The sequence below is a fragment of the Amycolatopsis sp. NPDC026612 genome (assembly GCF_040638285.1).
Lineage (GTDB): Bacteria > Actinomycetota > Actinomycetes > Mycobacteriales > Pseudonocardiaceae > Amycolatopsis.
The window spans coordinates 1-25,413 of the sequence record NZ_JBEZYB010000026.1 but is presented as its reverse complement, the minus strand read 5'-3'; the positions used below and the strand labels follow the sequence as shown (position 1 = coordinate 25,413).

Here is a 25,413-nt window from a genome sequence, read left to right as displayed (position 1 = left end):
CCATGAAGCGGCAGGTCGGTGAGCGCGGCGCCGCACAGCCCAAGGAGCCCGGGAGCCGTCAGCGAAGACCACACCCTGCCGCCAACCTGGTCGCTCTCCAGCGTCTTGCAGGCAATGCCGCTGTCGCAGGGTTGGTCGGGTCGGGGAAGGCGCTGAGTACTCAGCGGCAACCGGCCGGAGGGCAGGCGGCCGTCGACTCGGCGCGCGAGGCGTTCGGCCGGATGGCCGAGGCGGCCGCCGGTGCCCGTGGGAGCGGTGACCGTCCGGCTGAGAACAGCCGCCGCCAGGCTGAGCGCGAATCCCGGTCCAAAGAGGGAACATCCGACCGGCAGGATGCTCGGCAACAGGGGCAGGCAGCGGCGGAATCTGCGAAGACGTCGCTGCGCGCCGCGCTCGACGCGCCGATGCCGACGCGTCCACCGGTACAGGTGCCATCGCCGCCCCAGGACAACATCGCACCTGAGCAGACATCTTCCGCGATTGCCGGGCAAGCAGCGGCGGGCCGTGCCAATCCGGACGAGCTGGCGATCGCGATGGACGAGGCGAACGGGCGTGGCCCCGAAAGCGATGCGGCCCTCTCGCAGCTCCACACTTTCGCCGAATCCCACCCCGGTCTCGTCGGTCTGGGCCACTCGATCGCCGGCCGGATCGACGGGCTTCGGCAGCGGGCCGTCACCAATGCGCAGCAGGCCTCCGCCGAGCTGCGAGGCGTCGCCGCGCAGGAGCGGGGTGCCGTCGCCGGGGGCATCGAGGAGGGCAGGAACGCCGCGGAGGCCGAATTCCGGGTTGCCAAGGCCGCTGTCGTCCAGGATCAGCAGGCTGCGCAGGGTGCGGTCGACGCGCACGGTGCTGAGGCAAAGGCGAAGGCCGACCAGGTGAGTCAGGCGGAGACGGCTCGCCTCGGCGCGATCGCGGCTGACGGGCGCCGACGGGCACAAGCTGTGTTCACCACCGCCCGCGACGACATCGGGACAGCCGGTCAGGCCGAGGCCCGCCGGGCCGGTGACCACGCCCATCAGCAGGCTGAACGGGTGCTCGCGCTCGGGCGTCATGAGGCGGAAAACCAGCGCCGCATGGAAAGCGACACCGATCTTGCCGAGCGCAAGGCCGCCGCCGTGCAAGAAGTCGCCCATGACTACGCCGGCAAACTCCGCGAGGACGCTCACGACGCCGCTCAGCACCTGCCGGAGCAGGCCGGCGAGGCGAAGGAGCAGGTCAACGCGGAAGAACAGCCGACCGTCGACAACATCGGCAAGACCGCTGACGGCGCCGCTGAAGGCGTGCGAGGTGTCCTGACGGCGGCGAAACAGGGCATCGGCGCGGTGGTGAGCCAGGGCCACGAGCAGGTCGGCGCCGCCGGCACCGGAGTGATGGGATCGCTCGACAACCTGCACGAGGCGACTCGCGGCCGCGCGACGGCGATGTTGGCCGAGGGGCAGGCCGCAGTCGATGCAAGTCTCTCCGCGGGACTCGCCGCCCATGCCAAGATCGCCGGGCAAGCGAGCCAGATGCTGGACGAGGCCGGCCGAGATGCGATCACCACGCTCGCCGGCTCGGCGGCGCAGAACCCCGCGCCGCCGATACAGGCCCAACGGCAGGCCGAGCAGACCCCGGCCATGACCGCACCTGACGCATCGGGACAGCACGGCGGTGATCACCCGGCCCTCGGCAGCCTCGATCAGCTCGGTCCTGGGCTCGACGCATCGGCGACGTCGCAACAGCAGGACGCGGCGGCGGCGGTCCAGCAGGCAGCCGGCGGCGCCCGGCTGGCGGGACAGGCGTTGTCGGGCGACGCTGCCGACGCGACGAGCCGGCTGCGGTCCACAGCGCAGACAGGGCTCACCGCGACCGCCGACACCGCGAAGTCGCAAGCCGACGCGACGGTGAACGCCGCCAAGACCCAGGTGACCGGCGACGTGAACAAGGTCGTCGCCGACGTCGATCGCACGGTCGGGGATCTCGGGAGCAGCATCCAGGCTGGCGTCGGCCAGGCGACCGGCAAGCTTCACGAGGGCGCCGACGCCACCATCAGCCAGGCGAACGACCGCAGCGGTGAGGTTCCGGCCGCAATGGCCGATGCCGCGCACGCCCAGGACAGCTGGCTGGGCAGGCTGGGCAGCTGGGTGTCGCACCAGCTGTCGGACACGTGGCAGGCGATCAAGGGGATGGCGGACTGGAGGTTCGTCCTCACCCTGGTCGTCGGGGCGGTCGTCGCCATCGGCGTCGGGGTCGGTGTCGCGTTGCTGATCGCGTCCGCCCCGTTCAGCCTCCCGGCACTGGCTGTCGTCCTCCTGGTCGGTGCCGCGGCCGGTGCCGCCGGATTCGCGGCCGCCCAGATCACGGGGAACCTGCTGGATCCCAACCCGGACCGCCACTGGTACGACGGCGTCGGTCACGCCGCGATCCTCGGGGCGTTCGTCGGGGCCGCCGGCCTGGCCGCGACGTTCTACGGTTTCGGGCTGGTCGGCGGGACCCTGCTGGTGATGGGTGCTGCGGGGGTCGGCACGGTGGTCGCCAACCTCGCGGCCGGGCGTCAATGGGACGACCATCTGGTCGCCAACACGCTGATCATCGGGATCTTCCACGGCGTTATCAAGGGCATCACGGACCGGATCCCCAGCCGGGGGACAACCGTGGACCCGGCGGAGACGCGCCGGACCAGCGATTACCGGCCGCCTCCCGGCGGCCGCCTCGAAGTGGTCGTGGACAACGCGGACAGGATCAAGGCCGGCGACCTCGAGCCCGACCGCTCCGGGCATGGGATGGTCTGCGACCTGACGGACACCCAAACTGGCGCCCAGTACGGCGTCGCCGAGGTCGAGCTGGACGCCAATGGGGCACCCAAGGGCGGCCCCCACCTCACGATCGACCCGACGAACGCGACCATGCCGGACAGAACGCCCGTGCGGCTCACCGCCAGGGGCTTCGGGTGGACGGAGGAATCCCTCCGCGCTGCGCTCGACGCCTTCCGGCGCTACTTCCGTCGCGGTCCTGCCAATATGGACGGGCTCCTTGCCTGGAAGAACCTGGCCAATTTCCAGAAGGAGTTCGCCCGGATCCGCGCCGAGAACCCGGGTCTCAGCGAGGGGGTCGTCGCCGAGCGGGCCGCGAAGTCGATCTCGTTCGGTCGCCATCGCATCGCCATCGGCTACGGCGACATCAGCGTGCGCTACGGAAACATGGGCGACGTGACCGCGGGCGGAGAGGTGCTGCGCAACGTGCCGCAGTGGGTCGAGGTGCAAGCCCGGCCGACGACGTCCGGCGCCGTGCCGGCCGTCCCCGGGAACCAACGCGGCCGAACCGACGACGACTAACGGGCAGGCAAGGTAGGTCACGATCATTTTCGGTGTGGGCCTGGAGTTCGGTGACGGTTGGCGAAACGAGGAGCTGGCCCGAGATGATTTCGTGCTAAGCGATGGATCATCCATCCATACCGTGCCGCTGGGGGAGCACAGCGGTTCCATCAGGTAGGCAAACCCGAACGAGGGAGCATTTATGCTCCATAAACGGCACCGATTGGCGCCGACTGACACCGAATCAGGGCATGAGCGAATGCAAATATCCCAGCTGGCTCGACTGACGTCGACCGGTGGCTAGAACCTCTAGTCAACCGGAGGGTTCTTGGTTCGAGTCCGGGCGGGGGAGCTTCCAGACGAGAAAGCCCAGGCCAACGGCCTGGGCTTCTCTGCGTTGTGGGCCGGCGACGCCTGGAGGGAGGATTTGGTGATCAAGAACTCCGTCACCGCGTCGCCGCAGGCATCATCGTCTCCAGGGCATCGGCGTTCCCCGCGTTGGCCATTCGCTGCTTCCGATAGTGGCGCTCCGCGACCGCGGGGGTGTTGCCGAGCTGGTCGGCGATGGCGGTGATCGGCAGGTCGGCCTCGTCGAGCACGGTGCCGACCGTCTTCCGGAACACGTGGCTGGTCACCCACTCGTAGCCGACCGCGGTCACTGCCTCGGTCAGGCGGTTGATCACGTTCGAGGGGTCGAGGAGTTCGCCGGTGAACGAGGCGAACAGGGGTCGACAAGCAGGATCTCGGCATCGTTGTGGACCAGCAACGCGCCGACAGTCACGTGCACCGGGAAGGTTCGTCGCGAAGTATGAGGGATGCCTGCCGTTCTTCGACGTCCGCGGCCAGGTCCCACGACCGCACATCATCCGCGTCGAGCACGCCGCCATCGACGGCACGACCAAGATCACCGTGTTCGAGCGCGGAATCGCTCGTTTGGTTGGCCACGAGGTCGACCACCTGCACGGCAAGTTCTACACCGACCGGATGCGCAAGGGCCTCCGGCCGATCCGCCGGCGATACACCGACGGCGTCCGTGGTGCGGTCGTCGATGAGCGCGAGCTCGACGTCGGTGACGCAGAGGACGTCGGCAACCCACGCGGCGACCTTTCGGTGGGTTCGGCGCCCGCGACGGTGTCGGGGTAGGGACAGAAGAACTCGCGAAGAAGCCGGCGCCCTCCTCTTCGGTGCCTGGCACCCATTGCGCCGAAACTTGGGCTAGGACTGCGCGCGTGAGAGGATGCCGCGGACGAGGACGTCGACCGACCACGTGAACCTCTCGTCGCCGGTGCCGGACATGATCTCGGTCCGTGCGGCGTGGATGCGGGGGTAGTCGTTCGCCGGAGCGCGGTTGATCGCCTGGGCCACAGGGCCGTCCGGTGCTCCCGGGGCCGTGCCATCCGCGTGTTCTGCCGCGGTAGCGGTGACGAACATGGTCAGCATGTCGATGGCCCAGGCCGCGTTCAGCTGGTCGACGCCGGCTTGGGCGAGGAGTTCGAGGAGGGCTTCGGCGATGCGCAGCGCGTTGGGTCCCACGGCGGTGGTCTGGAAGGCCATCATGGCGACAGCCGGGCTCCTCATCAGGACTTCGATGTAGGAGCGGAGCAGCGCTTCGAGGCGGTCGCGCCACGAGCCTGCTGTCTCGTCGACCTTGACGGCTTCCAGTGCGCGGTCGAGGACGAGCGCCTGGAGTTCGCTCATGTCCTTGACGTAGGCGTAGAGCGAGGCCGGGCCCGTGTCCAGTGCCTTCGCGATCTTGCGGAGGCTCATCGTGCCGTCGTCTTCCGAGGTGATCTGGCGCAGCGCCTCCTCGACGATCGCGTCGCGGCTCAGTGGCGGTTTCGCCGGTCTGGTACGGCGGCTCTGAACTCCGGAGGCGCCGAAGGGATCACGCTGGGGCACCGGCAAATGGTATTCGTGACAAACACTGTTCGTCAACTACTTGACGAACAGTGTTTGTCACGAATACTGTTCGCCAGGTGGCCACCCCGGCGCTCAGGGGCAGCGGGCGTCGTCCGGTCGCGAGCACCTTTTGTCGGCCACGGAAACGTTTTCTCCATGAGGAGAGGGGTGAATCAGCATGTCTACACGCAGTATCGCCATTGTGGGCGCGGGCCTGAGCGGTCTCGTCTGCGCGCGAATTCTCCAGCGGAACGGAATACCGGTCACCGTCTACGAAGCGGACGCCACGCCGGATTCTCGTCAGCAGGGCGGCTCGCTCGACATTCACGAGGACAGTGGGCAGGTCGCGCTCAAGGAAGCCGGCCTTTACGAGGAGTTCCGCGCTCGTACGCACGTCGGCGGTGAGGACATGCGCCTGCTCGACAAAACCGGGCGAGTGCATGTCGACAGGCGCGAACCGGTGGGCGGCAGTGGCCGGCCGGAAATCGATCGGACGGAACTGCGGCAGCTGCTCGTCGAGTCGCTGAAGCCGGGCACGATCGACTGGGGGCGCAAGGTCGTCGCCGCGCGGCCCGTCACGGCGGGGCATGCACTGGAGTTCGTGGACGGCTCTGCGATCCGCGCCGATCTCGTCGTCGGCGCGGACGGCGCGTGGTCGAGGATCCGGCCCCTGCTGACTCCGGAGAAGCCCGGCTACACCGGGATCACCCTGGTCGAGATGCGCCTGACCGACGCGGTGGCCGAACACCCGGACGCGCTCGCACTCACCGGGCGGGGGAGCTTCTTCGCGCTGTCGGACAACAAGTGCATCGGCGGGCACGGCGGGAACACCATCGCGTTCGCCTGCGGCCTGCGCGTCCCCGAGAACTGGGTCGCCGACAGCGGTATCGACTGGCGCGAACCGGAATCCGCTCGGGCGGGGCTGCTGCGCGAGTTTCCCGACTGGGTCCCGGCCCTGACCGACCTGATCCGCGAGTGCGACGACGGCGCCATCTGGCCCCGGCCGATCTACGCGCTGCCGACCGGCCTGCGCTGGGAACGGGTTCCCGGCGTGACCCTGGTCGGCGACGCCGCGCACCTCATGTCGCCGTTCGCGGGCGAAGGCGCCAACATCGCGCTGATCGACGGCGCCGACCTGGCGCGGGAGATCCTCGGCAGTTCCGACGTCGAAACCGCACTCACCCGATACGAGAACACGATGTTCCCACGCGGCGCCAAATCGGCCGCGGGGTCGCAGAAAGGTCTCGATCTGATGTTCGTCGACGGCCGACCGATTAAGATGATCATGTTCTTCAAGGGTATGTCTGTCTTTTCGACCCTGACCAAACCGTTCGAGCGCCTTTTCGCCGGCACGAACAAGGAGAACAAGAAATGACGACCAACGGGACGACCGGTCGGCTGCACGCGAACCTGACGTTGGGCGCCGTCGAACTGACGGTCGCCAGCCTGGACCGCAGCCTGGACTACTACGCGCGGTCCAGCGGCCGGCAGGTGCTCGATCACGAGGCGGGCAGTGCGTGTGGCCCTGCTCGTCCTCGCCAACCGGTTCAGCCCCGACGGGGAGAGCCTGCTCCCGAGGACACCGCGCACCTCGTCGGCGTCGACCTGCTGCTGCCCGCGGCGAAGGACGTGCGCGCACTGGCCGAGCGGCTCGCCGCGGCCGCCTATCCCCACGCGCTCTCGGTAGAAGGGCTGGAAGCGCGTGACCCGTCGGGAAACCTGTTGCGCTTCAAGGCGAACGCAATCTGATCGGGGTCTGTCCCGTGATCGGTGTTTCCGGCGTTGTTGATCAGTAGGTTTCGGCTTCCGGTCAGCGGTCACCGAACGTGATGGCGAAGGCGTTGATCACTGGCTTCCAGTGCATCGTCCATCGGGCGCGGCCGGTTCCGGTCGGGTCCAGACTGCGGGTCGCAAGGTACAGGCACTTCATCGCGGCCTGCTCGGTCGGGAAATGCCCTCGCGCGCGGATCGGCCGCCGGTAGCGGGCGTTCAGCGATTCGATCGCGTTCGTGGAGCAGATCATCGTCCTGATCTCGACGTCGTAGTCGAGGAACGGCGTGAACTCATCCCAAGCATTGCGCCATAAACGAATCGCCGCTGCGTGCTTCACGCGCAATTCCCTTCCGGTGGCCCTGATACGTCAGGACCGCTCGCCGCCCGGGCGGGTATTCGGGCACGGAGTTCTGCACGATATGATCCGGGCGTGCTGCGGTCTCGACGATTCTCGGGTTTCGTTCTTTCGCTCGCGGGGCGGCGAAGTCCGGCCATCCGACAAAAGCGGTCGCGGTACGAAGGAGCAAGGCGCGGAGGGGGCAGGTTCCCCGGTGCCGATATTCTACCGGGGCGACGGAGCGTGACGGGCGAGGGGGACGGTCATGGACGAGGTGAACGAGCAGTCGTCGGCGTTCGGCAAGCTTCTGCTGAGCCATCGCCGGGCGGCCGGCCTCAGCCAGGCGGCGCTGGCCCGGCTCGCCGGGGTGAGCATCCGCGCGCTGCGGGACCTGGAGCGCGGCCGCGCCCAGGGAGCCAAGCAACGCTCAGCCGAGGTGCTCGCCGCTGCCTTGACGCTGACGGGTACGCAGCGTGAGCTTTTCCTGGCGGCCGCGAAGGAAGGCCGGCGTCGCGTTCCGAACCTCTCCGCGGCGGCACTGTGTGCGCTTCCGCCGCGAGTGCAGTCCCTTGTCGGGCGGGTGCGTGATCTCGCCCGGTTGCGCGCGGAAGCGACCGCCGGCGGCGTCGTCGCCGTCATCGGACCTCCGGGCGTGGGAAAGACGTCGCTGGCCGTCGCCGCGGCCTACGAACTGAGCCACCGATTCCCGGACGGTTGTTTTTTCGTCGACATGCGCGGCATGGATGACCAGCCGCTTGCTGTACGCGGCGCACTCGATCGGCTGCTCCGTGCGCTCGGCGTGACGCCGGCCCAGATCCCCGCTTCGGAGCCGGAGCAGGCAAGCCTGCTCCGCGTCCTGCTGGACAGCCGCCGCGTACTGGTGTTACTGGACAACGCCACCGACGAAGCGCACGTTCGCCCGCTGCTGGCGACCGGCCGCGGTTGCCTGACCTTGATCACCTGCCGTCGGGCGCTCGGCGGGCTGGAGCACGTCCGGCGGCTGTGGCTGGACCCGCTCAGCCGGGCGGCGGCCGTCGAACTGCTTTCGGTGACCGTCGGCTCCGCTCGGGTCGAAGCCGAGCCCGAGGTGGCGGCCGAGCTGGTCCGGCTGTGCGGACACCTGCCGCTGGCGGTCCGGATCGCGGCCAACCGGCTGGCGAACCGCCCGCACTGGTCGTTCGCCTACCTCGTCAACGAGCTGCGCGACGCGCGGCTCAGGTTGAGCTCCTTGTCCTCGGGTGACCTGCAGGTCCGCTCCGCCTTCGAGATTTCCTACCGCCGGCTGTCGGCCGCGGCGCGGGTCCTGTTCCGCCGGTTGGCGGCCGTGCCCGGACCGGACTTCGGGATCGAGCTGGCCGAGGTCGTCTCGGCGGCGACCGAGCCACAGGTGCGCCTGCACCTCGAAGAGCTCGCCGAGGCCAACCTCGTCCAGGCCACGCAGACCACGGGTCGCTTCCAGTTCCACGACCTGATCCGGATCTACGCCGCGGAGCGCCTGGAGGCCGACGAGCAGGTGGCCGCGCGCGAGCGGCTGACCGGCGCCGTGCTCGACCATCTCCTCGGCACGGCGATCGCCGCCGGCCGGGAGTTCTTTCCCGACGCCCGGGAGAACCACCAGTTCGCTTCGAAGGACGAGGCGGCCGGATGGCTGGATCTGGAGGCCGGGAACTGGCAGGCCGCGCAGGAGCTGGCGATGCGGCTGGGCCGGGAGCACGAGGTGCTCGAGCTGGCCAAGGCGATGCACTGGTACTCCGACACCCGATTCATGAGGCACCCTTGGGACCGCATCTTCGGTCTCGGCGTTGCCGCCGCGCGGACGCTCGGGAGCCGGCGCGACCTGGCCACCTTGCTGAACTTCCTCGGCTGGGCCCGGCGGGATCGGGGCGACGACGAACCGGTTCTGCGCACGCACCAGGAGGCGCTCGCGGTGGCGCAGGAGGTGGACGACCGGCAGGAGCAGGCGTGGGCACATGCGTACCTGGGCACGACGCTGATGCGGCTGGGGCGGTCCGAGGAGGCGCGGGAGCAGGCGCTGGAGTCCACCCGGCTGGCCGAGGAGTTCGGATGGTGGTCCATGCAGGCCCCTCTGCGCTACCGGCTGGGCCGGGTGCTGCGGGCGACGGGCCGCTGTGACGAGGCGCTTGCGGTGCTTCAGCAGCTGATCGAGGACGCGGAGAGACACCGCGATGGAGCCTCGCCCGAATCCCGCCGGTGGATGATCGGATTCGTCGTGGAAGAAATCGCCCACACGTTGAAGGAGCTGAAGCAGTGGCGACGAGCCGCGGAAAGCTACCGGGAGGCCCGGACGGCGTATACGTCCTACGCCGCGGGGGATCGCGCGCACCTGGTCGCCACCATCGCTTTTCACGAAGGCACGGCGTGGCGTGAGGCAGGCGAGTACCCGAAAGCCCGCGAATGCCTGAACCTCGCCCTGGACGCGCTGACGGAGCAGAACGTGTCTTTGCGCCGCGAAGAAGTTCTGGCCGAACTGGAGCGCACACCGTCTTCGCCGGGCCGATGAACCGAGCGACGCCGTCACCCGCTGCACATGTCTTGCATGCTGACTCGCGTGAGGCACTCGGACGCCTTCGCCGCGTGGCGGACGGCGGACGCGCCGTCACCGGAGTGCCGGGCGCGCAGGGACTCGGCGGTCAGGGTCAACCCCATCAGCAGATCGACGTACATGGTCTGCGTGTACGGCGTCGGCTGCTTGGCCACCCCGGCCACGAGCCGATCCACGCACCGATCCAGCTCGGCGGCGATCCCGGGGACGCGCTCGTCGCAGCCGCCGGGTGCCAGCATGGCGCCGGCCGCGGTTCCCTCGAGTTCCAACGCCCTGAGCAGTTCCTCGGCCGGCATCTCGGTCACCTCCGGGCTTTCTTCCGATGTCGGTCGCCAGTATGGGCGGTTGCCCCGCGGCACGGCGACCGTCCTGGCACAGTCCGCCGTTCGGGCGGTGAATCGTGCCCGGGATGACCGCCGGACGAGTGGCAACGTCCCGCCGGCAGGGGCATCCGGGAAGCACGAACAACGCACCGTGCCGCTACCGGCAGGTTTCCCGCGCGGGAAACCTGCCCCCCGTCCGGTCTTGCGATCGCCACCCCGAACCGCTTTGTTGATCCCATGTCCGCCCAAGCTGCCCCGACGACCGGGCGCACCAATGCGCCGGAGGTACGGCGTGCCCTGATCGGCGTGACCGTGCTGGCTCCCGATCCGCTCCTGCGCACCGGGCTTCTCGGTGAGCTCCGGAACCGGCCGGGCATCGAAGTGCTCGATGACGCCGGCCGAGCCGACGTCGTCGTCGTCGCCGCGAGATCCGGCCTGCGAGACGTGCTGACCTCGTCCCGGCGGCTTGTGCTGATCGCCGACGACGTCCGGCAGGACGACCTGTGGGCCGCGATCGAAAACGGGCTCACGATCCTGTTGCCGCTGGCCGAGGCGACCCCTGCCCGGTTGCTGCGGGCGATCAGTGAGGCCCATCGCGGCCACGCACGCCTTCCGGCCGCCCACCTCGAACGCCTGCTGCGCTCGTTGTCGCAGCTGCACAAGAACGTGCTCGCTCCGCGGGACCTCACGTTGAGTGGTCTCACGCACCGGGAGACCGACGTCCTGCGGCTCCTCGCGGACGGACTGGACACCGCGGAAATCGCCCTGATGCTGGCGTTCTCCGAACGCACGGTGAAGAACGTCCTGCACTCGATGCTCACCCGGCTCGGGCTGCACAACCGCGTGCACGCGGTCGCTCACGGAATCCGCAACGGGATCATCTGAGCAAGGTCAGATGATCCCGGCTCGAATCGCGTAGGCCACCGTGTGGGAACGGTTGCGGAGGCGCAGCCGGCTGGTGACCGTGTAGACGATGTTCTTCACGGTGCGATCGGAATAGTTCAGCCGGCGCGCGATCTCGTGGGTGGCGAGCCCGTCCGCCATCATCCGGAGCACGTCGATCTCCCGCTGGTCGAGCACACTCGCACGTGCCGCGGGCGGACCGAGCAACTCTCGCTGGAGCCGGTCCGTCTGCACGAGCAGTTGACCGGCCAGGTCCGCCTGGATATCCGAAGTCCCCTCCGCGACGGCGTGGATCCGGGACACCAGCCGGTCGTCGGACGCCGCTGCCCTCGGCAGGATCGCGACCACGCGAAATCCCGCTCCGGCCAGCGAAACCGGCGTTTCGGCCGCGTCCACCAGCAGGATGACCGGCTTGGCGGAGCCGGCGGTCACGGTCCGCAGTTCGACGACGGCTTCCGGGGTGAAATCGTCGAACGCCGCGACGACGACCGTGGTCCGTTCCCCGTCCAGCCCCTCGTTCACGACCACACCGGACCGCGCCTGCAGGCAGTTCACCAGGCCCGCCCGGGTGATCGGATCCTGAGCACAGACGGTCACGCGAACGTCGTCCACCAGCTCCTCCAAGCGTCGCGGCAGCACGAGATCCGGCCGGAGCCGACCCACCGGCTCCCCACCGCTTTCCCATCGTATCGGGAAATTTCCGGCCGTGACGCGCACCTCGTCTCGGCGACAGCGCCCGGATCGGGATCGCGCCGGCGAACCCGGTGGCACCGGAATTCCCGTTACGGCAGGGGATCCGCAAGTTCGTCCCGCACGGCCAGCACGCCTTTGCGGTAGTTTCCGCGCAGTCCGCCGAGTTTTTCGAAACCCGCGTTCATGTCGTCCAGCGAGAGGCAGTGGGTGAACAGATCGCCGTGCCCCACGGAAGACTGCGCGAGCAGCTTCGCGGCCCAGCGCATGGCGGCGAGCACGCGCTTCGGGTCGCGGAAGTGCCCGTTCACGATGCGGATCGCCTCGTGGTTCCACCCGCCGAGGTCCACACTCCTCCGGCCGTCCTGGTGATAGCCGCCGATGACGAGCGTCCCCTCTCGCCGCACGAGGCTGCCGGCGAGCTCGAGACCCGACTGGGTTCCGGTCAGTTCCACCACGACGTCCGCTCCCCGGCCCCCGGTTGCCTGCCCGACCACCTCCCGGGCGCTCTCTTCGCCCACGGTCCCGGTCCCGGTTCGAGCGCCGGCCGGGTGCCGGCGCTCCGACGGTCCGCGCCCGACCTGAACGACCTGGGTGAACCAGCTCATGTCCAGGAGCCTGGTCATGAGTTCCCCCATGAACCCGGCCCCGACCACGACGGCGGTCTCCCCGCCGGCCGCGGGCAGGCAGGACCAGGCGTTCAGGCAGCACGCCAACGGCTCGACCAGGACGCCGTCGACCCCGGGCACCAAGGGAACGACGTGCTCCGACTCCGCGGACACGTATTGCGCGTAGCCGCCACCGGGGACCCAGGCCGTCACCCGGCGCCCCAGGAGATCCCGGGGCGCGTCCTCGCCCAGTGCGCAGACCACCCCTTCGACTTCGTGCCCGAGGCGGACCGGGACCGGCGGTGCTCCGAGTCGCCACCGGTCAAGGTCACCCGAGCAAATGCCGGTCCGCGTCACGCGCAGGAGGACGGAGGTGCGGTCCGGCGGCCCGACACGTTCCCGGACGATCTCGAACTGCCGCGGTCCGGTCAGGACGACCGATGTCGCAAGCTCGTCTTCGCCTGGGGGGTTCACCACGAGATCAGTTCTCCGTCCTTGTCCGCCGACTGGTAGGCGGCGGTGATCAGCCGGGTGCTCGCCACCGCGTCCTGCGCACGCGCACCGGGGGGCACGTAGGCCGCCACGCCGGCGTCGGCGGCCTCGACGAGGGTGATCAGCTGCCGGATGTAGCACTCCCGCGCCGGTGTCTCCCATTTCCCCGCCACCCCGGTGGCCCGCGCTGACCGCGCGTCGACCCGCACGCGGACCACAGCGTCGCCGCACCCCTCGTCCAGGTGCATGGCGAAGGCGGCCTCGGTGCCCCGCAGCAGGATCGTCAGTTCGGCTCCGGTTCCCCGGCCGGACCACGCGACGGACAGGGTGCCCGCCCCTTCGAGACCGCCGGGCCGGGACCGGAACATCGCTATTTCCGCCGAGGAGTCGCGACGGATGGGCCCACCTTCGAGAAGCGGTGTCGCCAGGGCTGAAACCATCTTCGAAGTGACGGCGCAGATGGGTGATCGACGCCCGAGAACGGGCAACATCACCCCGAGCAGGTGCGGGCCCAGATCGAAGGTGGCGCCCGGGCAGTGGCCGGTGCGGAAATGTCCCCAGTCCGGATCACCGTCCACCCGGAGCCACGTCCCGGCCACGTCCACCAGCCGGCCCAGGCCCCCGGCAGCCAGCCAGGACAGGACAGCGGGCGGGATGGCCGACAGGAGGTGCAGACCGAACTGCAGGTGCACTCCGGAGTTCTTCGCCAGGCTGACCAGCTGCATGACGTCCTGGAGAGACCACGCCGCCGGTTTCTCGCAGAGCACGGCTCTCGGCCGGGTCGGCAGCCGCAGGAGTTCGGCGAAGTTCGTCAGGTGCGCGTTCGGCGGCGTGGCGATGATCCACACGTCGGCATCGGACCGATCGCAGTCGCCGATCCTCGTGCGGGCCGCGGAGCTCGGCAGGTGGCACTCCGCGGCGACGAGCTGCGCCGAGCCGATCTGCGGATCCACGACCGCGACGAGCTGGGCGCCGGCCACCTCCATGAGGGCGTGGCCGAGGGTCCTTCCCTGCCGTCCCGCGCCCACGAGTCCGACCCGCACCGGGCCGCCGCCCCGGCCCTTCGCGCGGCCGGCCGCGTTCGGGCTGCGTCGCCGGCGCCCGATCACGGTGTCACCGCTTCGCCCAGGGGCCGGTGCGGGTTGTCGATGACCCGGTTCAGCAGCCGCAGCAGGCGTTCCTCCTGCGCCGGCACGAGGTCACGATCGCCGGGCGCCACCCGCATCACGAGACTGATCCGCAGCCCGGAGGCGTCCGGGCTGCCGGACGCGAAGAGATCGAAGCCGGTGGCGCCCATGCGCCGGTGCTGGTGCATCGTGGTGGCGCAGCCGGGCAGGGCGAGCTCGGCGTGGAACGGGGTGATGTTCACGCTCGGATCACCCCGGCCGAAGGACTCGCCCCGGTCACCGAGGTCGGCCAGCACCTGTTCACACGGCAGGCGCTGGTGCGTGACGTCCGCCCGGTTGTGCTCGGCCGTTCGGCGCAGCAGCTCGTGGAAAGTCATGGTGGGGGACACCGCCACGGTCAGCAAGTACCGGTTGGCCAGGTACGTCGGGACGCTGCGGGCCAGCGCGGTCAACCGGTTGGACACCGGTACGGTCAAAGTCACGACCGGGACGTCCCGCTCGAGCGCGATCTGGGCCGCGACCATCGCCAGGACGAGGTCTGGCCAGGCCGTACCGGCGGCCTGCGCGGTGGCCTGGATGTGGTGTGCGGCCGGTGGTTCCAGGCCGGCACCGCTCACCGCCCGGGCGTCGGGGCCGGCGGCCCCCAGGCGCACCGGTGCCGGCACGCCGGCAAGACGGCGGCGCCAGTACTCCCGGTCGTCGTCGTACCTGGCGGACTTCCGGTACTCGTCCAGTTCCGCGTGCAGAGCCCGGAGCGAACGGAACGGGCTGGGCCCGGGCTCGGTTCCGGCGCGGATGGCGGTGTACACCTCGGCCACCCGCTGCAGGAGCAGGCCCGCGCTGAAGGCGTCCATCACCATCGGGAGGAACCGCAGGTACCAGCGGAAGTGGTCGGGCCCCAGCCGGAGCAGCGCGGTGGAGAACAGCGGAGAGTCGCCGGGCGAGACGGGTACGCGGTGCTCTGCCGCGGCCCATTCGTCCGCGGCGGTGGCGGGGTCGGCGGAGCCGGACAGGTCCACCACCGGTAGCCGCCACCGCACCGCAGGCAGGATCTGCTGCTTGAGGACGCCGTCCCGCTCGACGAACCGGGCCCGCAGTGCCTCGGTCTGCGCGATCACGCACTGGGCGGCGGTCTCCAGGGCCCGCGCGTCCACCGGGCCGCGGATTTCGACGTACTGGCCGACGGTGTTGGCCTGCCGCTCGGCCGCGAGCCGCCGGCTCGCGTCCCACAGCGAGCGCTGTGGGACGGTGACGTCCAGCAAGTCCGGCGGTGCCGTCGTGGCTTTCACACCGCACCGCCGAGGGCCGGGGTGCCGGGAAACCGGCGTCCGGTGCCGACGCCGGGGCTCCCGGCGGTTCCGGGCCACCGGATCCCCGGCGCGAGTGCGGTGGTCACCGGGCGCCGCCCAGGATCGTGCAGAGCAGTTTCTCGCTCTCGCCGAGGCCGAGCGCGGCTTTGGCGGCACGGAAGTCGACCAGGCCGATCTGACAGGTGTCGATACCCAGGCTCGGCGCCGTGGTGGTCAGCAACTGGGCCATCGCACCCGCCTCGAGCAGGCAGAACGGCTCGGCCCGGTCGCCGTAGAGCCGTTCGAATGCGGCGGTGTCGGCGACCAGGAAGAGCGAGAACCCCGCGGTCTCGGACGCCTCTCGGTTGTCGCTGGTGCGGTGGTGCTCCGCCAACACCAGCGGGTCGTCACTGACCGGTACCAGCTGGTGCCCTTCGGCGTCGTAGCGGTAAAAGCCCTCGGCGAGCGCGCTCACGCCGGCGTTGTGCACCTGGACGTAGACGTCGACGGGGTAGACGCCCGAGGCCGATCCCCAAGCGCGGCGGGCGGTGCCGTCCTCGGTCCACTGCCGCAGCTGGGTGAGCAGGCCGCCGAACGCCTCCAGCCGCACCTTGGAGCCGCTGAACTTGCGGACGCTGCGCCGGCGACGGTCCGGTTCGGCACCGGCCGGAAGGCCGATGCCGGCCGGCGATCCGGGATGCCGGTGCCGGGCTTGTTCCTTGACCTCCTCCCGCGCGTCCACGTCGAGCAGCACCGGCGGCGGCCCGGGCTCCGTGCCCAGGGCAGCGGCCGGGGGAGCCGCCGGAGTGCCGCCGGTGTAGTAACGCACCAGCTCGTCGGCCGAACGGATCTCGTACAGCAGCTCGAGACTGGGGTGGTGGCCGAACTCCGACGACAGGCCGTTCGCGATGCGGATCAGGTCCATCGAAGTCAGCCCGGCCGTGCCGAAGTCGATCTCGGAGAGGTCGGTGCCGGCCGACCCGGACCCGGCGAGGATCTCGGTCAGCACCGAAGTCACCCTGGCGGCGACGTCGTCTTCGTCAGCCACGGGTGCGGGCGCTTCGCCGCCGAACAGGGCACCCCGGTCGACCTTGCCGTTCGCGGTGAGCGGGTAGTCGTCGACCACCCGGATCAGGTCCGGCACCAGGTAACGGGGTAGTTCGCGGGCCAGCTCCGCGCGCACCTGGGCCGGATCGAGCACCGAGCCGGGGTGGGACCGGACCGCGGCGACGAGCCGCCGGTCCTGGTCGCGGGCGCCTTCGGCGCCGACCACCGCGTCCCGCACCCCGTCGAGGCGCGCCAGCGCACTTTCGATCTCACCGGGTTCGATCCGGTGCCCCTGGATCTTCATCTGGTCGTCCTCCCGGCCCAGTAGTTCGAGTACCCCGTCCGGGCCGACCCGGGCGAGGTCGCCGGTGCGGTAGAGCCGTTCTCCCGTGGCGGGCCGCACCGGGAAGCTGCGCCGGGTCCGCTCGTCGTCGCCCCAGTAGCCCCGGGCCAGCCCGGCACCGGAGAGGAACAACGGGCCGGGGGTGCCGGCCGGCACCGGTTCGAGCCGCTCGTCCAGCACCACGGCACCCTGGCCACGCATCGCCTTGCCGTACGGGATGCTGCGCCACGCCGGGTCGACGGTGCCGACCTCGTGGAGCACCGACCAGATCGAGGCCTCGGTCGCCCCGCCCATACTGATCAGGCGGGTGTGCGGGAGCCGGTCACGGAGCCGTCGGGCCAGGTCCACCGGGATCCAGTCGCCGCTCAACATGATCAAGCTGAGCTGGGCGGCCCAGTCCAGGTCGTCCCCCGTGGTCTCGGCGAGCAGCCGCAGCAGGGCGGGCACCGAGTTCCACATCGTCACCCCGTGCCGGACCATGAGGCCGGCCCAGTGCTTCGGGTCGGAGCGGTGTTCCGCCGCCGGCACGACCAGGCTCGCGCCGGCCGACAGGGTGCCGAAGATGTCGTACACCGACAGGTCGAAGGTGAGCGGCGTGAGCGCGAGCAACCGGTCGGCGGGCCCGACGGTGAACCGCTCGTTGACGTCGGTGATCGTGTTGAGCGCGGCGCCGTGTTCGATCGCGACGCCCTTGGGCCGCCCGGTCGAACCCGAGGTGTAGATCAGGTACGCCAGGTCGCCGCTCGTGGTGCCCGGGTCGTCGAGGTCGGCGGGCCGGTCGTTCCACACGTCTTCGAGCACGAGCAGCCGGGTGCCGGCGGGCCAGTTCCCCGCGGCGGCCCTGGTGGTGAGCGCGAACCGGGCGGTGCTGTCCCTTAGCAGCAGCTCGAGCCGCCCGGTCGGTACGGCGGGATCGACCGGGACGTAGGCTCCGCCTGCCTGCAGCACACCCAGCACCGCAGGGGCCTGTTCCCAGCCGGGGGGCACCCCGACCGCGACGAGGTCGCCGGGGAGCAGACCGGCCTTCTTCAGCGCCGCGGCCACCTTTCCGGCCGCACCCACGACGTCCTGGTAGGACACCGAGCGCTCGTCGGTGCGGATCGCGATCGCGTCCGGGCTCGCGGCGGCCCGGGCCAGCACCGGGTCGTGCAGCCGGGGCGACTCGGCGACGCGGACGGGTGCCGGTCGCGGCTCGGGCCGGCTCAGCGTCGCCGGGCCGGCGGTCCAGTCGCGGTGGCGGGCCAGGCCGCGCAGCAGCGACAGGTACGCGTCGAACATCTCGTCCAGCAGCCCGGGCGGGAACAGCACGTCGACCGAGTCCCAGGTCAGCACCGCGTCGTCGCCCCAGCGCATGGCCTGGTGGTCGAGCCACACCTGCGGGGTCTGGGACAGCCCGTACAGGCGGCGGCCCAGCCAGTCCATCTTGCCGATGTCCTTGTCCAGCATGCTGGTGAACACCACGGGAGCCACCGACTCGGGCTTCTTCGCCCGGTCCTGCGACTTCGACCGTTCCCGGCGCACGGTCACACTTCCCAGCTCACGGTGTTCGAGCGCGACCAGCATCGAGCTCTGGAACTCCCGGAGGTAGTCCTCGAACGAGCCCGGGCCCGGCCGGGCCGCGACCAGCAGCACGCTGGTGAACTCGCCGATGGCCGGGGCGGCCCGGCCCAGCTGTGGCCCGTCGAAGGCGGGGACCCCGAGGGTGAACGGGGTGTGCCCGCTGAACCGGCCGAGCACACTGGTGAACGCCGCGCCGAACAGCGAAGACACCGTGATCCCGCGCGCCGCGGCGGCGTCGCGCAGCCGCTTCCAGTCGGACTGGTCGAGCACGGCGCTGCGCCGCGTGAACTCGGGCCGCCGCACGGTGTCGGGGTCGGTCGCCAGCGGCAGTGCCGGCGGTGGGGGCAGTTCGCCGGCCAAGCGGGTCAGCAGCTCCCGGTCCGCGCCGTTGCCGATTTCCTCGAGCCGACGGCGCCGATCGCGCGCGAAGGTCCGGAACGCCCCGGCGGGCCCGGCCGGCGGCAGGGGAAGGCCCCGGTACCGCACGCCCCACTCGTGGATCACCACGAAGATGCTCTGCGCGTCCAGCATGAGCAGGTCGAAGCTGACGTGGATGCGCACTTCCCCGGGGAGCAGGGTGAGCCGCAACTCGAACAACGGCCCCCGGTAGGCGTCCAGTACCTGGCACGACATCCGGGCACGGGTGGCCGCAACCTTGTCCGCCGCCCCGGGATCGGCACGCAGGTCGTCGACCTGCACCTGCCAGGCATCGGTGGGCGTGGTCTCCCGCTGCCGGCCGTCCAGGGTGGCGACCATCCGCAAGGCCGCGTGCCGCCGCACGATCTCGTCCCAGGCCGCGATCGCCCGGGCCGGGTCGAGATCGGGCATGGAGTACTCGCCGTAGGCGTGGCTGGACACCCCGCCCAGCCCCAGCCCGTCGAACCGGCCGACCAGGTACGCCTCCTGCAGTTCGGTGAGCGGGATCGGTTCGTCCTCGTCCCGCGGTGCCGCCGGCCGCGGTACCGGTTCGGGCCGAGGCGGCGTCGGCGGCGTCCGCGGCGCCGGCTCGGTACCGCCCTCGGGCACCGGTCCGAGGTCCAGGCCGTCCAGCACGAGGGTGGTCAGGTCGGCCACGCTCGGCCCGCGCATCATCGTCATCGTGGTGACGGTGACGCCCAGCTCCCGCTCGATCCAGGAGCTGACTTCGACCGCCAGCAACGAGTCCATGTGCATCGTGGTGAGGGGCGCATCCGGCGGGAACTCCTGGTCGGGCACGCCGAGCAGGGCGGCGCACCGGGCCTTGATCCGCGTCCGGAGCAGCTCGACGCGGGCGTCACCGTCCAGCGTCCGCAGCCGCTGCACGATCGAGCGCCCGTCCGCATCGGCCGGTCCGCCCGGCGCGCCACCGGTCAGCACCTCGGCGTACCGGGGTTCGTGATCGGCGTCGATGCCGAAGTGCCGGATGATCCGGGCGAAGTCGACCCTCGTGACACCGACCCGGGGTGCGGATCCCCGCCAGAGCAGCCGCAGTGCTTCGAACACCTGCTCGGTGCCGAGGTGGCCGACCCCGGAGGCGGCCAGGGCGCGGGCCGCGTGCTCGTTGCGGGTCAGGTAGCCGGCCCCGTGGATCGCGCCCCAGTTGACGGTCAGCACCGGCCTGCCGAGCGCCGCGCGGTAGTCGGCGAACTGGTCGAGGAAAGCGTTTGCCGCCGCGTAGTTGGCCTGGCCCGCGTTGCCGAGCAGCGAGGTGGTGGAGGAGAACAGCACGAACGCGTCCAGGTCGTGCCCGGCGGTGGCCCGGTCGAGGTTCCAGGTGCCGCGAACCTTGGGTTCGAGCACTTCGCGGAACCGGCGCTCGTCGAGTTCGGTGAACGGGTCGTCGTCGATGACCATCGCGCAGTGCAGGACGCCGCGCAGCGGCGGCAGCTCCCGGTCGATCCGGGCCACGAGCGCGTCCACCTGGGACGCCGAGGTCACGTCGACCGCTTCGGCCAGCACCTGCACGCCGTCCGCCCGCAGCCGGTCGAGTGCTTCGGCGGTCTCCGGCCCGGTCACTCCGGAGCGGCTGACCAGCACCAGCTGCCGGACCCCCGCCCCGGCCAGCCGGGCGGCGAGGTCGAGGCCGATGCCGGCGAGCCCGCCGGTGACCAGCCAGGTGCCGTCGAACCGCTCCGGACCCGCCGCCGGAAGCGGGGTCACCGGCAGGTCGCGCTCGCTCATCGCCAGCACCAGCTTGCCGATGTGCTCGCCCGCCGCGAGGTGCCGGAACGCGGCCCTGGTCTGGGACGGGTGGTAGACGCGGTGGGGCAGCGGGCGCAGCGCCCCGGACGCGAACCTGGCCAGCAGCTCCCGGAGTTCCCCGGCCACCAGAGCCGGCCGCTGGGCGATCATCTGCTGGAGGTCGAAGCTCGAGTAGGACAGGTTGCGCGTGAACGGCCGCAAACCCAGCCGCCGGTCCGCGCGCAGATCGCGTTGCCCGATTTCGACGAACCGGCCGTACGGGGCGAGGCACGCGATGCTGCGCGCGGTGGCCTCGGTGCCGACCGCGCTGAGCACGACGTCCACCCCGGCTCCGCCGGTGACCGCCCGCACTTCGTCGGCGAACGCGAGCGAGCGTGAGTCGAAGACGTGCGCGACGCCGAGCGAGCGCAGCAGTTCCCGCTTCTCGGGAGTGCCGGCGGTGGCCAGCACCTCGGCTCCGAGCTCGTGGGCGAGCTGGATCGCGGCCAGCCCGACCCCGCCCGCACCGGAGTGGATGAGCACCCGCTCGCCGGAGCGCAGTGCGGCGAGGCGGCCCAGTCCGATCGCGGCGGTGAGGAAGACCAGCGGCACGGTGGCCGCCTCGGCCGCGGACAGGTTGGCCGGCTTGGGAGCGACACAGGTCGCGTTCACCGTGACGTGCGAGGCGAGCGTGCTCATCGTCGAGTCGACCGCGACCACCTCGTCGCCGACCTCGAGCCCGGTGACGTCCGGGCCGATCCGGGTGACGCGGCCGGCGCACTCGGCGCCCATCCGCAGCCCCCGGCCGCCGGCGGTGGAGGGCATCCGGCCGAGCGCGACCAGCACGTCACGGAAGTTGAGACCGACCGCGCCGACTTCGATCTCCACCTCGCCCACGTCGGGTGCCCGCCGCGGCTCGGCCGCCCACCGCAGCTCGTCGAGCTGCCCCGGGTGGTCGGTGACCAGTGCGTACGCGTGCTCCTCGGGCAACGCACGGGCGTCCACGCTGCCGAGCACCGCCGTGGCCGGATGCGCAACGATGCGGCGTACGTAGCGTTCGCCCCCGCGCAGCGCGATCTCGTATTCGTCGTCGTCGCGGCACAACTGGGCCCAGAGCTGGTCGAGATCGTCGACGGCGGCCGCGTCCAGGTCGACCATCAGGCAGCGGGTGTGCGGCAGCTCGAGCCGGGCCGCCAGGCCGATGCCCCACGCCGAGGTGCCGCCGAGCCGCACCGCCTCGCCGTGCAGGCTGTGTGCGCCCTTGGACACCAGCACGAGCCGGGGGCTCTGCTCGACCGGGAAGTCGCGGAACACCCGGACCGCGTCGGCGAGCTCGACGCAGCGGTCCTGGATCGCCGTGGCGGGGTCGGCGGCGTCTTCGGCGCCCGTGTTCCACAGCTGCACGATCCGGTCCGGCCGGAGGTCGCCGAAGTGCACCGGATCGCCGGGCGGGACGATCAGGGCGCGGCCACCGTACTCACGGACCCGGGCGGCCAGGCCGGCGGCGAGCGCCGGGTCGTCGCCGAGGATCACCCAATCGGCGGCCGCAGGCGCCGGTGGCGCGGCGGACGCGGTGCTCTCCGGGCCGGTGGCGAACAGCACGGTGTGCGGGGCGGTGTCGTTGCCGGTTTCGTCCTCGACCGCGGCGACGTCGGAGAACCCGCCCTCGCGGAGCAACCCGACCCACCGATCGGCGGCCAGCAGCGGGCCGGTGGTGCGCACGTCCCGGTCGGTGAAGGACCACCAGCCCTTGGTGAGGCCGAACGTCAGGTCCGCCCAGATCCGGCCCGGCAGCACCTCGGCCAGCACCAGCAGGCCCCCCGGGGCGAGCAGGTCACGCAACGAAGTCAGCGTGCGGCGCAGGTCGGGGGTGGCGTGCACGACGTCGGACGCGAGGACGACGTCGAACGAGTGCAGGTCGACGCCCTGCCCGGCCGGGTCGCGGTCCAGGTCCAGCACCCGGTATTCCACGAAGGGGAAGTCGCGGAAGCGTTCCCTGGCCCGTTCGGTGAACGCGGCCGAGACGTCCGTGAAGACGTACTCGGTGCGGTCCGCCGGCAGGACGGGAAGGACGGCCGCGGTCAGGCCACCGGTGCCCGCGCCGACTTCGAGGACGCGCAACGTACGCCCTCGCGCGGCGGTGGCGGCAACGCGCTCGAGGACCTGCCGGACGACGTCGTTGTGGAACCGGACGGCCTTGGCGGTCTGGAAGAAGCGCTCGGCCTCGCCGTGGTCGCCGTCCGGGAACAGCAGATCGAGCGGGTCGGTCGTACCGGTCAGCACGGCGTACAGGTGGGCCGCGGTCTTGCGAAGCAGGCGCAGTTCGCCCAGCGCGTCCGGATAGGCGGTCAGCATCCGGGCCCAGCGGGCGCGGTGGTCGCCGTCGACGTCGCGCAGCACCCGGAACGAGCCGTCGTCGTGGGCGGCCAGGATCCCCGCGTCGGTCAGGAACCGCAGAAAGCCGTCGAAGGCCGGCCGGTAGAGCGGGAGCAGCCCGGCGAGGCCGTCGACGCTGATCGTGCGCCCGGCGGTGAGTCCGGCGCCGAAACGCGCGAAACAGTCGGCCAGATACGCGGCGCAGAGGTCGCTCAAGTCCGCCCGGTACTGCGGGCTGTCGCCGGCCAGCGCCGGATCGAGCAGGCTCAAATCCGCTACCGCCTCCTGGGCGCCGAGAGTGACCGCGCCGGCCGCCGGGCGGACCGAGGAGCGCCACCGCATCCGGTAAAAGTGGTCCGAGACCGCCCCCTCCGGGCTTTGCGGCCGGGGAACCGGGGCGCCGCGCATGCCGACCAGCTCGGCGAGCACGGCACCTTCGGCGTCCAGGACGGCGATGTCCGCGTGCAGGGCGAGCGAGTCACGGGTGTGCACCCGGAGGTGGGCATAGGCCGGCGGCCTGCCGTTCCGGTGTACGCGAACGGCATCCACTCCGGACGGCACGTAGTTGACGGGGATCAGCCCGTCCGGCCGCCGCGCGGCGCCGTCCAGTACCGCGGCCTGGATGCAGACGTCGAGCAGCGCCGGGTGCAGCACGTACTGCTCGAGCGTGCCCGCGAGCTCGGCCGGGACGGCGAGCCGGACCAGGGTCTCGCCGTCGCCGGTGTGCAGCTCGGCCATCCCGCGGAACGCCGGGCCGTAGACGTAGCCCCGCCCGGTGAACGCTTCGTAGACGTCGTCGTGGGAGTGCCGGGTGGGGCAGCGTCGCCGGACGGCCGCGAGGTCGACGTCGCGGCCGCACCCCGGCTCGGGGTGGTACCGGCCCCGCGCCGTGCGCGCCCACACTTCCCCGGCGAAGGAGCGGTGGTGCAGCTCGAAGGTGCCGTCCTCGGGGTTCAGCTCGATCCGGCCGATCTGCACGTCCTCCGGCTCGAGCGCGCACGACCGCTCGAAGTCGACGAACTCGAGTGCGGCCGGGCCGCCCAGTTGCTCGCGGACGGCGGCCAGCGCCGCCTCGACGTAGGCGGCGCCGGGCACGATGACCGTGCCGAACAGCTCGTGCTGGCGCACCCAGGCGAGCCGGTGGTCGTCCCAGCGGATCTCCCAGGTCGGCCTGGCCGCGTCGACCCGCTTGAGCATCGGGTGCGGCTGCCCGCCGGTGCGCCTGGCCTTGGCGGCCGATGTCTCGTTCCAGTGCGTCTCGTGCTGCCAGACCGGTCCGGGCAGCGGGGCCGCCGGGACCGGGCCGGGGTAGCGGCGCGCCCAGTCGATCTTCCGGCCGGCCGCGTAGAGCGCCCCCAGCGACTCGAGCATTCCGGCCCGGTCGTCACCGCCGCGGGAGAGCGAGGCCACGGTCACGGCCGGGCGGCCGGTGTCGTCGAGGATTTCGCGGACCGAGCCGAGCAGCACCGGGTGTGGGCTGAGCTCGACGAACGCGTCGTAGCCGTCGTCGAGCATCGCCCGCAGCGCGCCCTCGAAGAGCACCGGCTGCCGGAAGTTGCGCCACCAGTAGTCCGTGTCGAGTTCACCGTCCTCGATCCGGCGAGCGAGCACGCTGGAGTACATCGGGATCGTGGCCGGGGCTCCATCGACACCGGCGAGTTCACGGACCAGTTCGTCGCGCAGCGGGTCCATCTGCGGGCTGTGACAGGGACAGGCGACCCTGAGCTTGCGAGCGAAGACGCCCCGCTGCTCCAGGAGGGCGGCGACCCGGTCGAGTTCCTCGTGCGGGCCGGACAGCGTCGAGCCGCGTGGGCTGTTTTCGGCGGCCAGGCACACCGAGCCTTCCGCTTCGGCGCACACCTTGCCGGCCGCTTCGGCGCCGAGCGCGACGAACATCATCCCGCCGGTGCCGTCGGCCCGGGAGTGCACGCGGGCCCGCTTGCAGACGAGGCGCACGGCCGACTCGAGGTCGAGAGCGCCGCTCAGGTGGGCGGCGGCGTACTCGCCGACGCTGTGGCCGAGCACTCCGTCCGGGCTGACGCCCCACGAGCGCCACAGCTCGGCCAGCGCGACCTGGACCACGAAGATGGCCGGCTGGAGGCAGAAAGTCTCGTTGACCCGGCTGTCCGCCTCGTCGGCCGCGAGCGCGTCGAAGATCGACCAGCCCAGGTGCGGGCGGGCCAGCTCGTCGCAGCGCAACGCGGTCGACCGGAACACCCCCTCGGTCTCCAGCAGGGAACGGGCCATCGCCCACCACTGCGGCCCCTGTCCGTTGAAGAGAAAGGCGAGCTTGCCCGCCGGATGCCCGCTGGGGGCTCCGGCGAAGACGCCGGGCCCGCTCTCGCCGTCGGTGTAAGCGCGAAGCTTGGCCACGGCCTCCGCGGCGTCGGTGGCCACGAAGGCCAGCCGGTGGCCATGGTGGCTGCGCCGGCGAGCCAGCAGCGCGGCGATGTGCTCCAGGCCGCCATCGGGCGCATCGAGGCCCGCCAGCCACTCCGCGTACCCGCCCGCCAGCCGCCGCAACGCGGTCTCGCTGCGGGCGCTGAGCGTGAGCAGCACCGGCCCGGTCCCCGCCGCGGCGGGGACCGGCTCGGCGACCGGCGGCGCCTCGGCCAGGACCACGTTTGCGT

14 protein-coding genes and 1 pseudogene are annotated in these 25,413 nt (G+C 71.3%); 6 read left to right on the top strand and 9 right to left on the bottom strand.

Annotated elements, in window-relative coordinates; translation table 11 throughout:
• The first annotated feature begins 2 nt into the window (after window positions 1-2).
• Window positions 3-3,314, top strand: a complete 3,312-nt coding sequence (locus AB0F15_RS23355; RefSeq protein ID WP_360273853.1) for a hypothetical protein — start codon at window positions 3-5, stop codon at window positions 3,312-3,314.
• 425 nt (window positions 3,315-3,739) lie between these two features.
• Here AB0F15_RS23355 and AB0F15_RS23350 read toward each other — a convergent pair whose 3' ends face one another.
• Window positions 3,740-3,976, bottom strand: a complete 237-nt coding sequence (locus AB0F15_RS23350; RefSeq protein ID WP_360273851.1) for a hypothetical protein — start codon at window positions 3,974-3,976, stop codon at window positions 3,740-3,742.
• Window positions 3,977-4,001: 25 nt separating this feature from the next.
• On the opposite strand from AB0F15_RS23350, the gene AB0F15_RS23345 reads away from it, so the two are divergent.
• Window positions 4,002-4,436, top strand: coding sequence for a peptide deformylase (locus AB0F15_RS23345; RefSeq protein ID WP_360273848.1), 435 nt, complete (start codon window positions 4,002-4,004; stop codon window positions 4,434-4,436).
• A 72-nt stretch (window positions 4,437-4,508) separates the two neighbouring features.
• Here AB0F15_RS23345 and AB0F15_RS23340 read toward each other — a convergent pair whose 3' ends face one another.
• Window positions 4,509-5,192 carry a TetR/AcrR family transcriptional regulator gene (locus tag AB0F15_RS23340; RefSeq protein ID WP_360273845.1) on the bottom strand — a complete coding sequence of 228 codons (684 nt, stop codon included), beginning with the start codon at window positions 5,190-5,192 and terminating at the stop codon, window positions 4,509-4,511.
• Between the two features lie 178 nt (window positions 5,193-5,370).
• Here AB0F15_RS23340 and AB0F15_RS23335 point away from each other — a divergent pair, with 178 nt between their 5' ends.
• Together AB0F15_RS23335 and AB0F15_RS23330 are read left to right on the top strand one after the other, a co-directional pair.
• Window positions 5,371-6,567, top strand: a complete 1,197-nt coding sequence (locus tag AB0F15_RS23335; protein WP_360273843.1) for an NAD(P)/FAD-dependent oxidoreductase — start codon at window positions 5,371-5,373, stop codon at window positions 6,565-6,567.
• Window positions 6,564-6,941 carry a hypothetical protein gene (locus tag AB0F15_RS23330; protein ID WP_360273840.1) on the top strand — a complete coding sequence of 126 codons (378 nt, stop codon included), beginning with the start codon at window positions 6,564-6,566 and terminating at the stop codon, window positions 6,939-6,941. The genes AB0F15_RS23335 and AB0F15_RS23330 overlap by 4 nt, the downstream gene beginning before the upstream one ends.
• 61 nt (window positions 6,942-7,002) lie before the next feature.
• Here the strand turns inward: AB0F15_RS23330 and AB0F15_RS23325 are convergent.
• Window positions 7,003-7,299: pseudogene (locus AB0F15_RS23325) on the bottom strand (transposase); the annotation flags it as partial.
• A 268-nt stretch (window positions 7,300-7,567) separates the two neighbouring features.
• Here AB0F15_RS23325 and AB0F15_RS23320 point away from each other — a divergent pair.
• Complete coding sequence (locus AB0F15_RS23320; protein ID WP_360273837.1) at window positions 7,568-9,823, top strand: NB-ARC domain-containing protein; 2,256 nt, start codon at window positions 7,568-7,570, stop codon at window positions 9,821-9,823.
• Between the two features lie 14 nt (window positions 9,824-9,837).
• On the opposite strand, the gene AB0F15_RS23315 is transcribed toward AB0F15_RS23320, so the two are convergent.
• Window positions 9,838-10,170, bottom strand: a complete 333-nt coding sequence (locus tag AB0F15_RS23315) for a hypothetical protein (RefSeq protein WP_360273834.1) — start codon at window positions 10,168-10,170, stop codon at window positions 9,838-9,840.
• A 255-nt stretch (window positions 10,171-10,425) separates the two neighbouring features.
• Between AB0F15_RS23315 and AB0F15_RS23310 the strand changes: the two genes are divergently transcribed.
• Window positions 10,426-11,073: a response regulator transcription factor gene (locus AB0F15_RS23310; protein WP_360273831.1), complete on the top strand. Its 648-nt coding sequence runs from the start codon at window positions 10,426-10,428 to the stop codon at window positions 11,071-11,073.
• Window positions 11,074-11,079: 6 nt separating this feature from the next.
• Here the strand turns inward: AB0F15_RS23310 and AB0F15_RS23305 are convergent, their stop codons facing one another.
• From AB0F15_RS23305 to AB0F15_RS23285, 5 genes are all read right to left on the bottom strand, one after another.
• Window positions 11,080-11,703 (bottom strand): LuxR C-terminal-related transcriptional regulator, encoded by a 624-nt coding sequence (locus tag AB0F15_RS23305; RefSeq protein ID WP_360273829.1) that lies wholly within the window; start codon window positions 11,701-11,703, stop codon window positions 11,080-11,082.
• 170 nt (window positions 11,704-11,873) lie between these two features.
• Window positions 11,874-12,866, bottom strand: coding sequence for an alcohol dehydrogenase catalytic domain-containing protein (locus tag AB0F15_RS23300; protein WP_360273827.1), 993 nt, complete (start codon window positions 12,864-12,866; stop codon window positions 11,874-11,876).
• On the bottom strand, window positions 12,860-13,990 hold the full coding sequence (locus AB0F15_RS23295; RefSeq protein ID WP_360273824.1) for a Gfo/Idh/MocA family oxidoreductase: 1,131 nt from the start codon (window positions 13,988-13,990) through the stop codon (window positions 12,860-12,862). The genes AB0F15_RS23300 and AB0F15_RS23295 overlap by 7 nt, the downstream gene beginning before the upstream one ends.
• Window positions 13,987-15,297: a condensation domain-containing protein gene (locus AB0F15_RS23290; protein ID WP_360273821.1), complete on the bottom strand. Its 1,311-nt coding sequence runs from the start codon at window positions 15,295-15,297 to the stop codon at window positions 13,987-13,989. Before AB0F15_RS23290 ends, AB0F15_RS23295 begins: the two co-directional genes overlap by 4 nt.
• A gap of 103 nt (window positions 15,298-15,400) precedes the next feature.
• Window positions 15,401-25,405 carry an amino acid adenylation domain-containing protein gene (locus tag AB0F15_RS23285; RefSeq protein ID WP_360273818.1) on the bottom strand — a complete coding sequence of 3,335 codons (10,005 nt, stop codon included), beginning with the start codon at window positions 25,403-25,405 and terminating at the stop codon, window positions 15,401-15,403.
• Window positions 25,406-25,413: the final 8 nt, after the last annotated feature.

Bases quoted from the DNA above. Each gene is read 5' to 3' on its own strand.
- AB0F15_RS23355 (WP_360273853.1), top strand. From the start codon at position 3: ATGAAGCGGCAGGTCGGTGAGCGCGGCGCCGCACAGCCCAAGGAGCCC.
- AB0F15_RS23335 (WP_360273843.1), top strand. From the start codon at position 5,371: ATGTCTACACGCAGTATCGCCATTGTGGGCGCGGGCCTGAGCGGTCTC.
- AB0F15_RS23330 (WP_360273840.1), top strand. From the start codon at position 6,564: ATGACGACCAACGGGACGACCGGTCGGCTGCACGCGAACCTGACGTTG.
- AB0F15_RS23320 (WP_360273837.1), top strand. From the start codon at position 7,568: ATGGACGAGGTGAACGAGCAGTCGTCGGCGTTCGGCAAGCTTCTGCTG.
- AB0F15_RS23310 (WP_360273831.1), top strand. From the start codon at position 10,426: ATGTCCGCCCAAGCTGCCCCGACGACCGGGCGCACCAATGCGCCGGAG.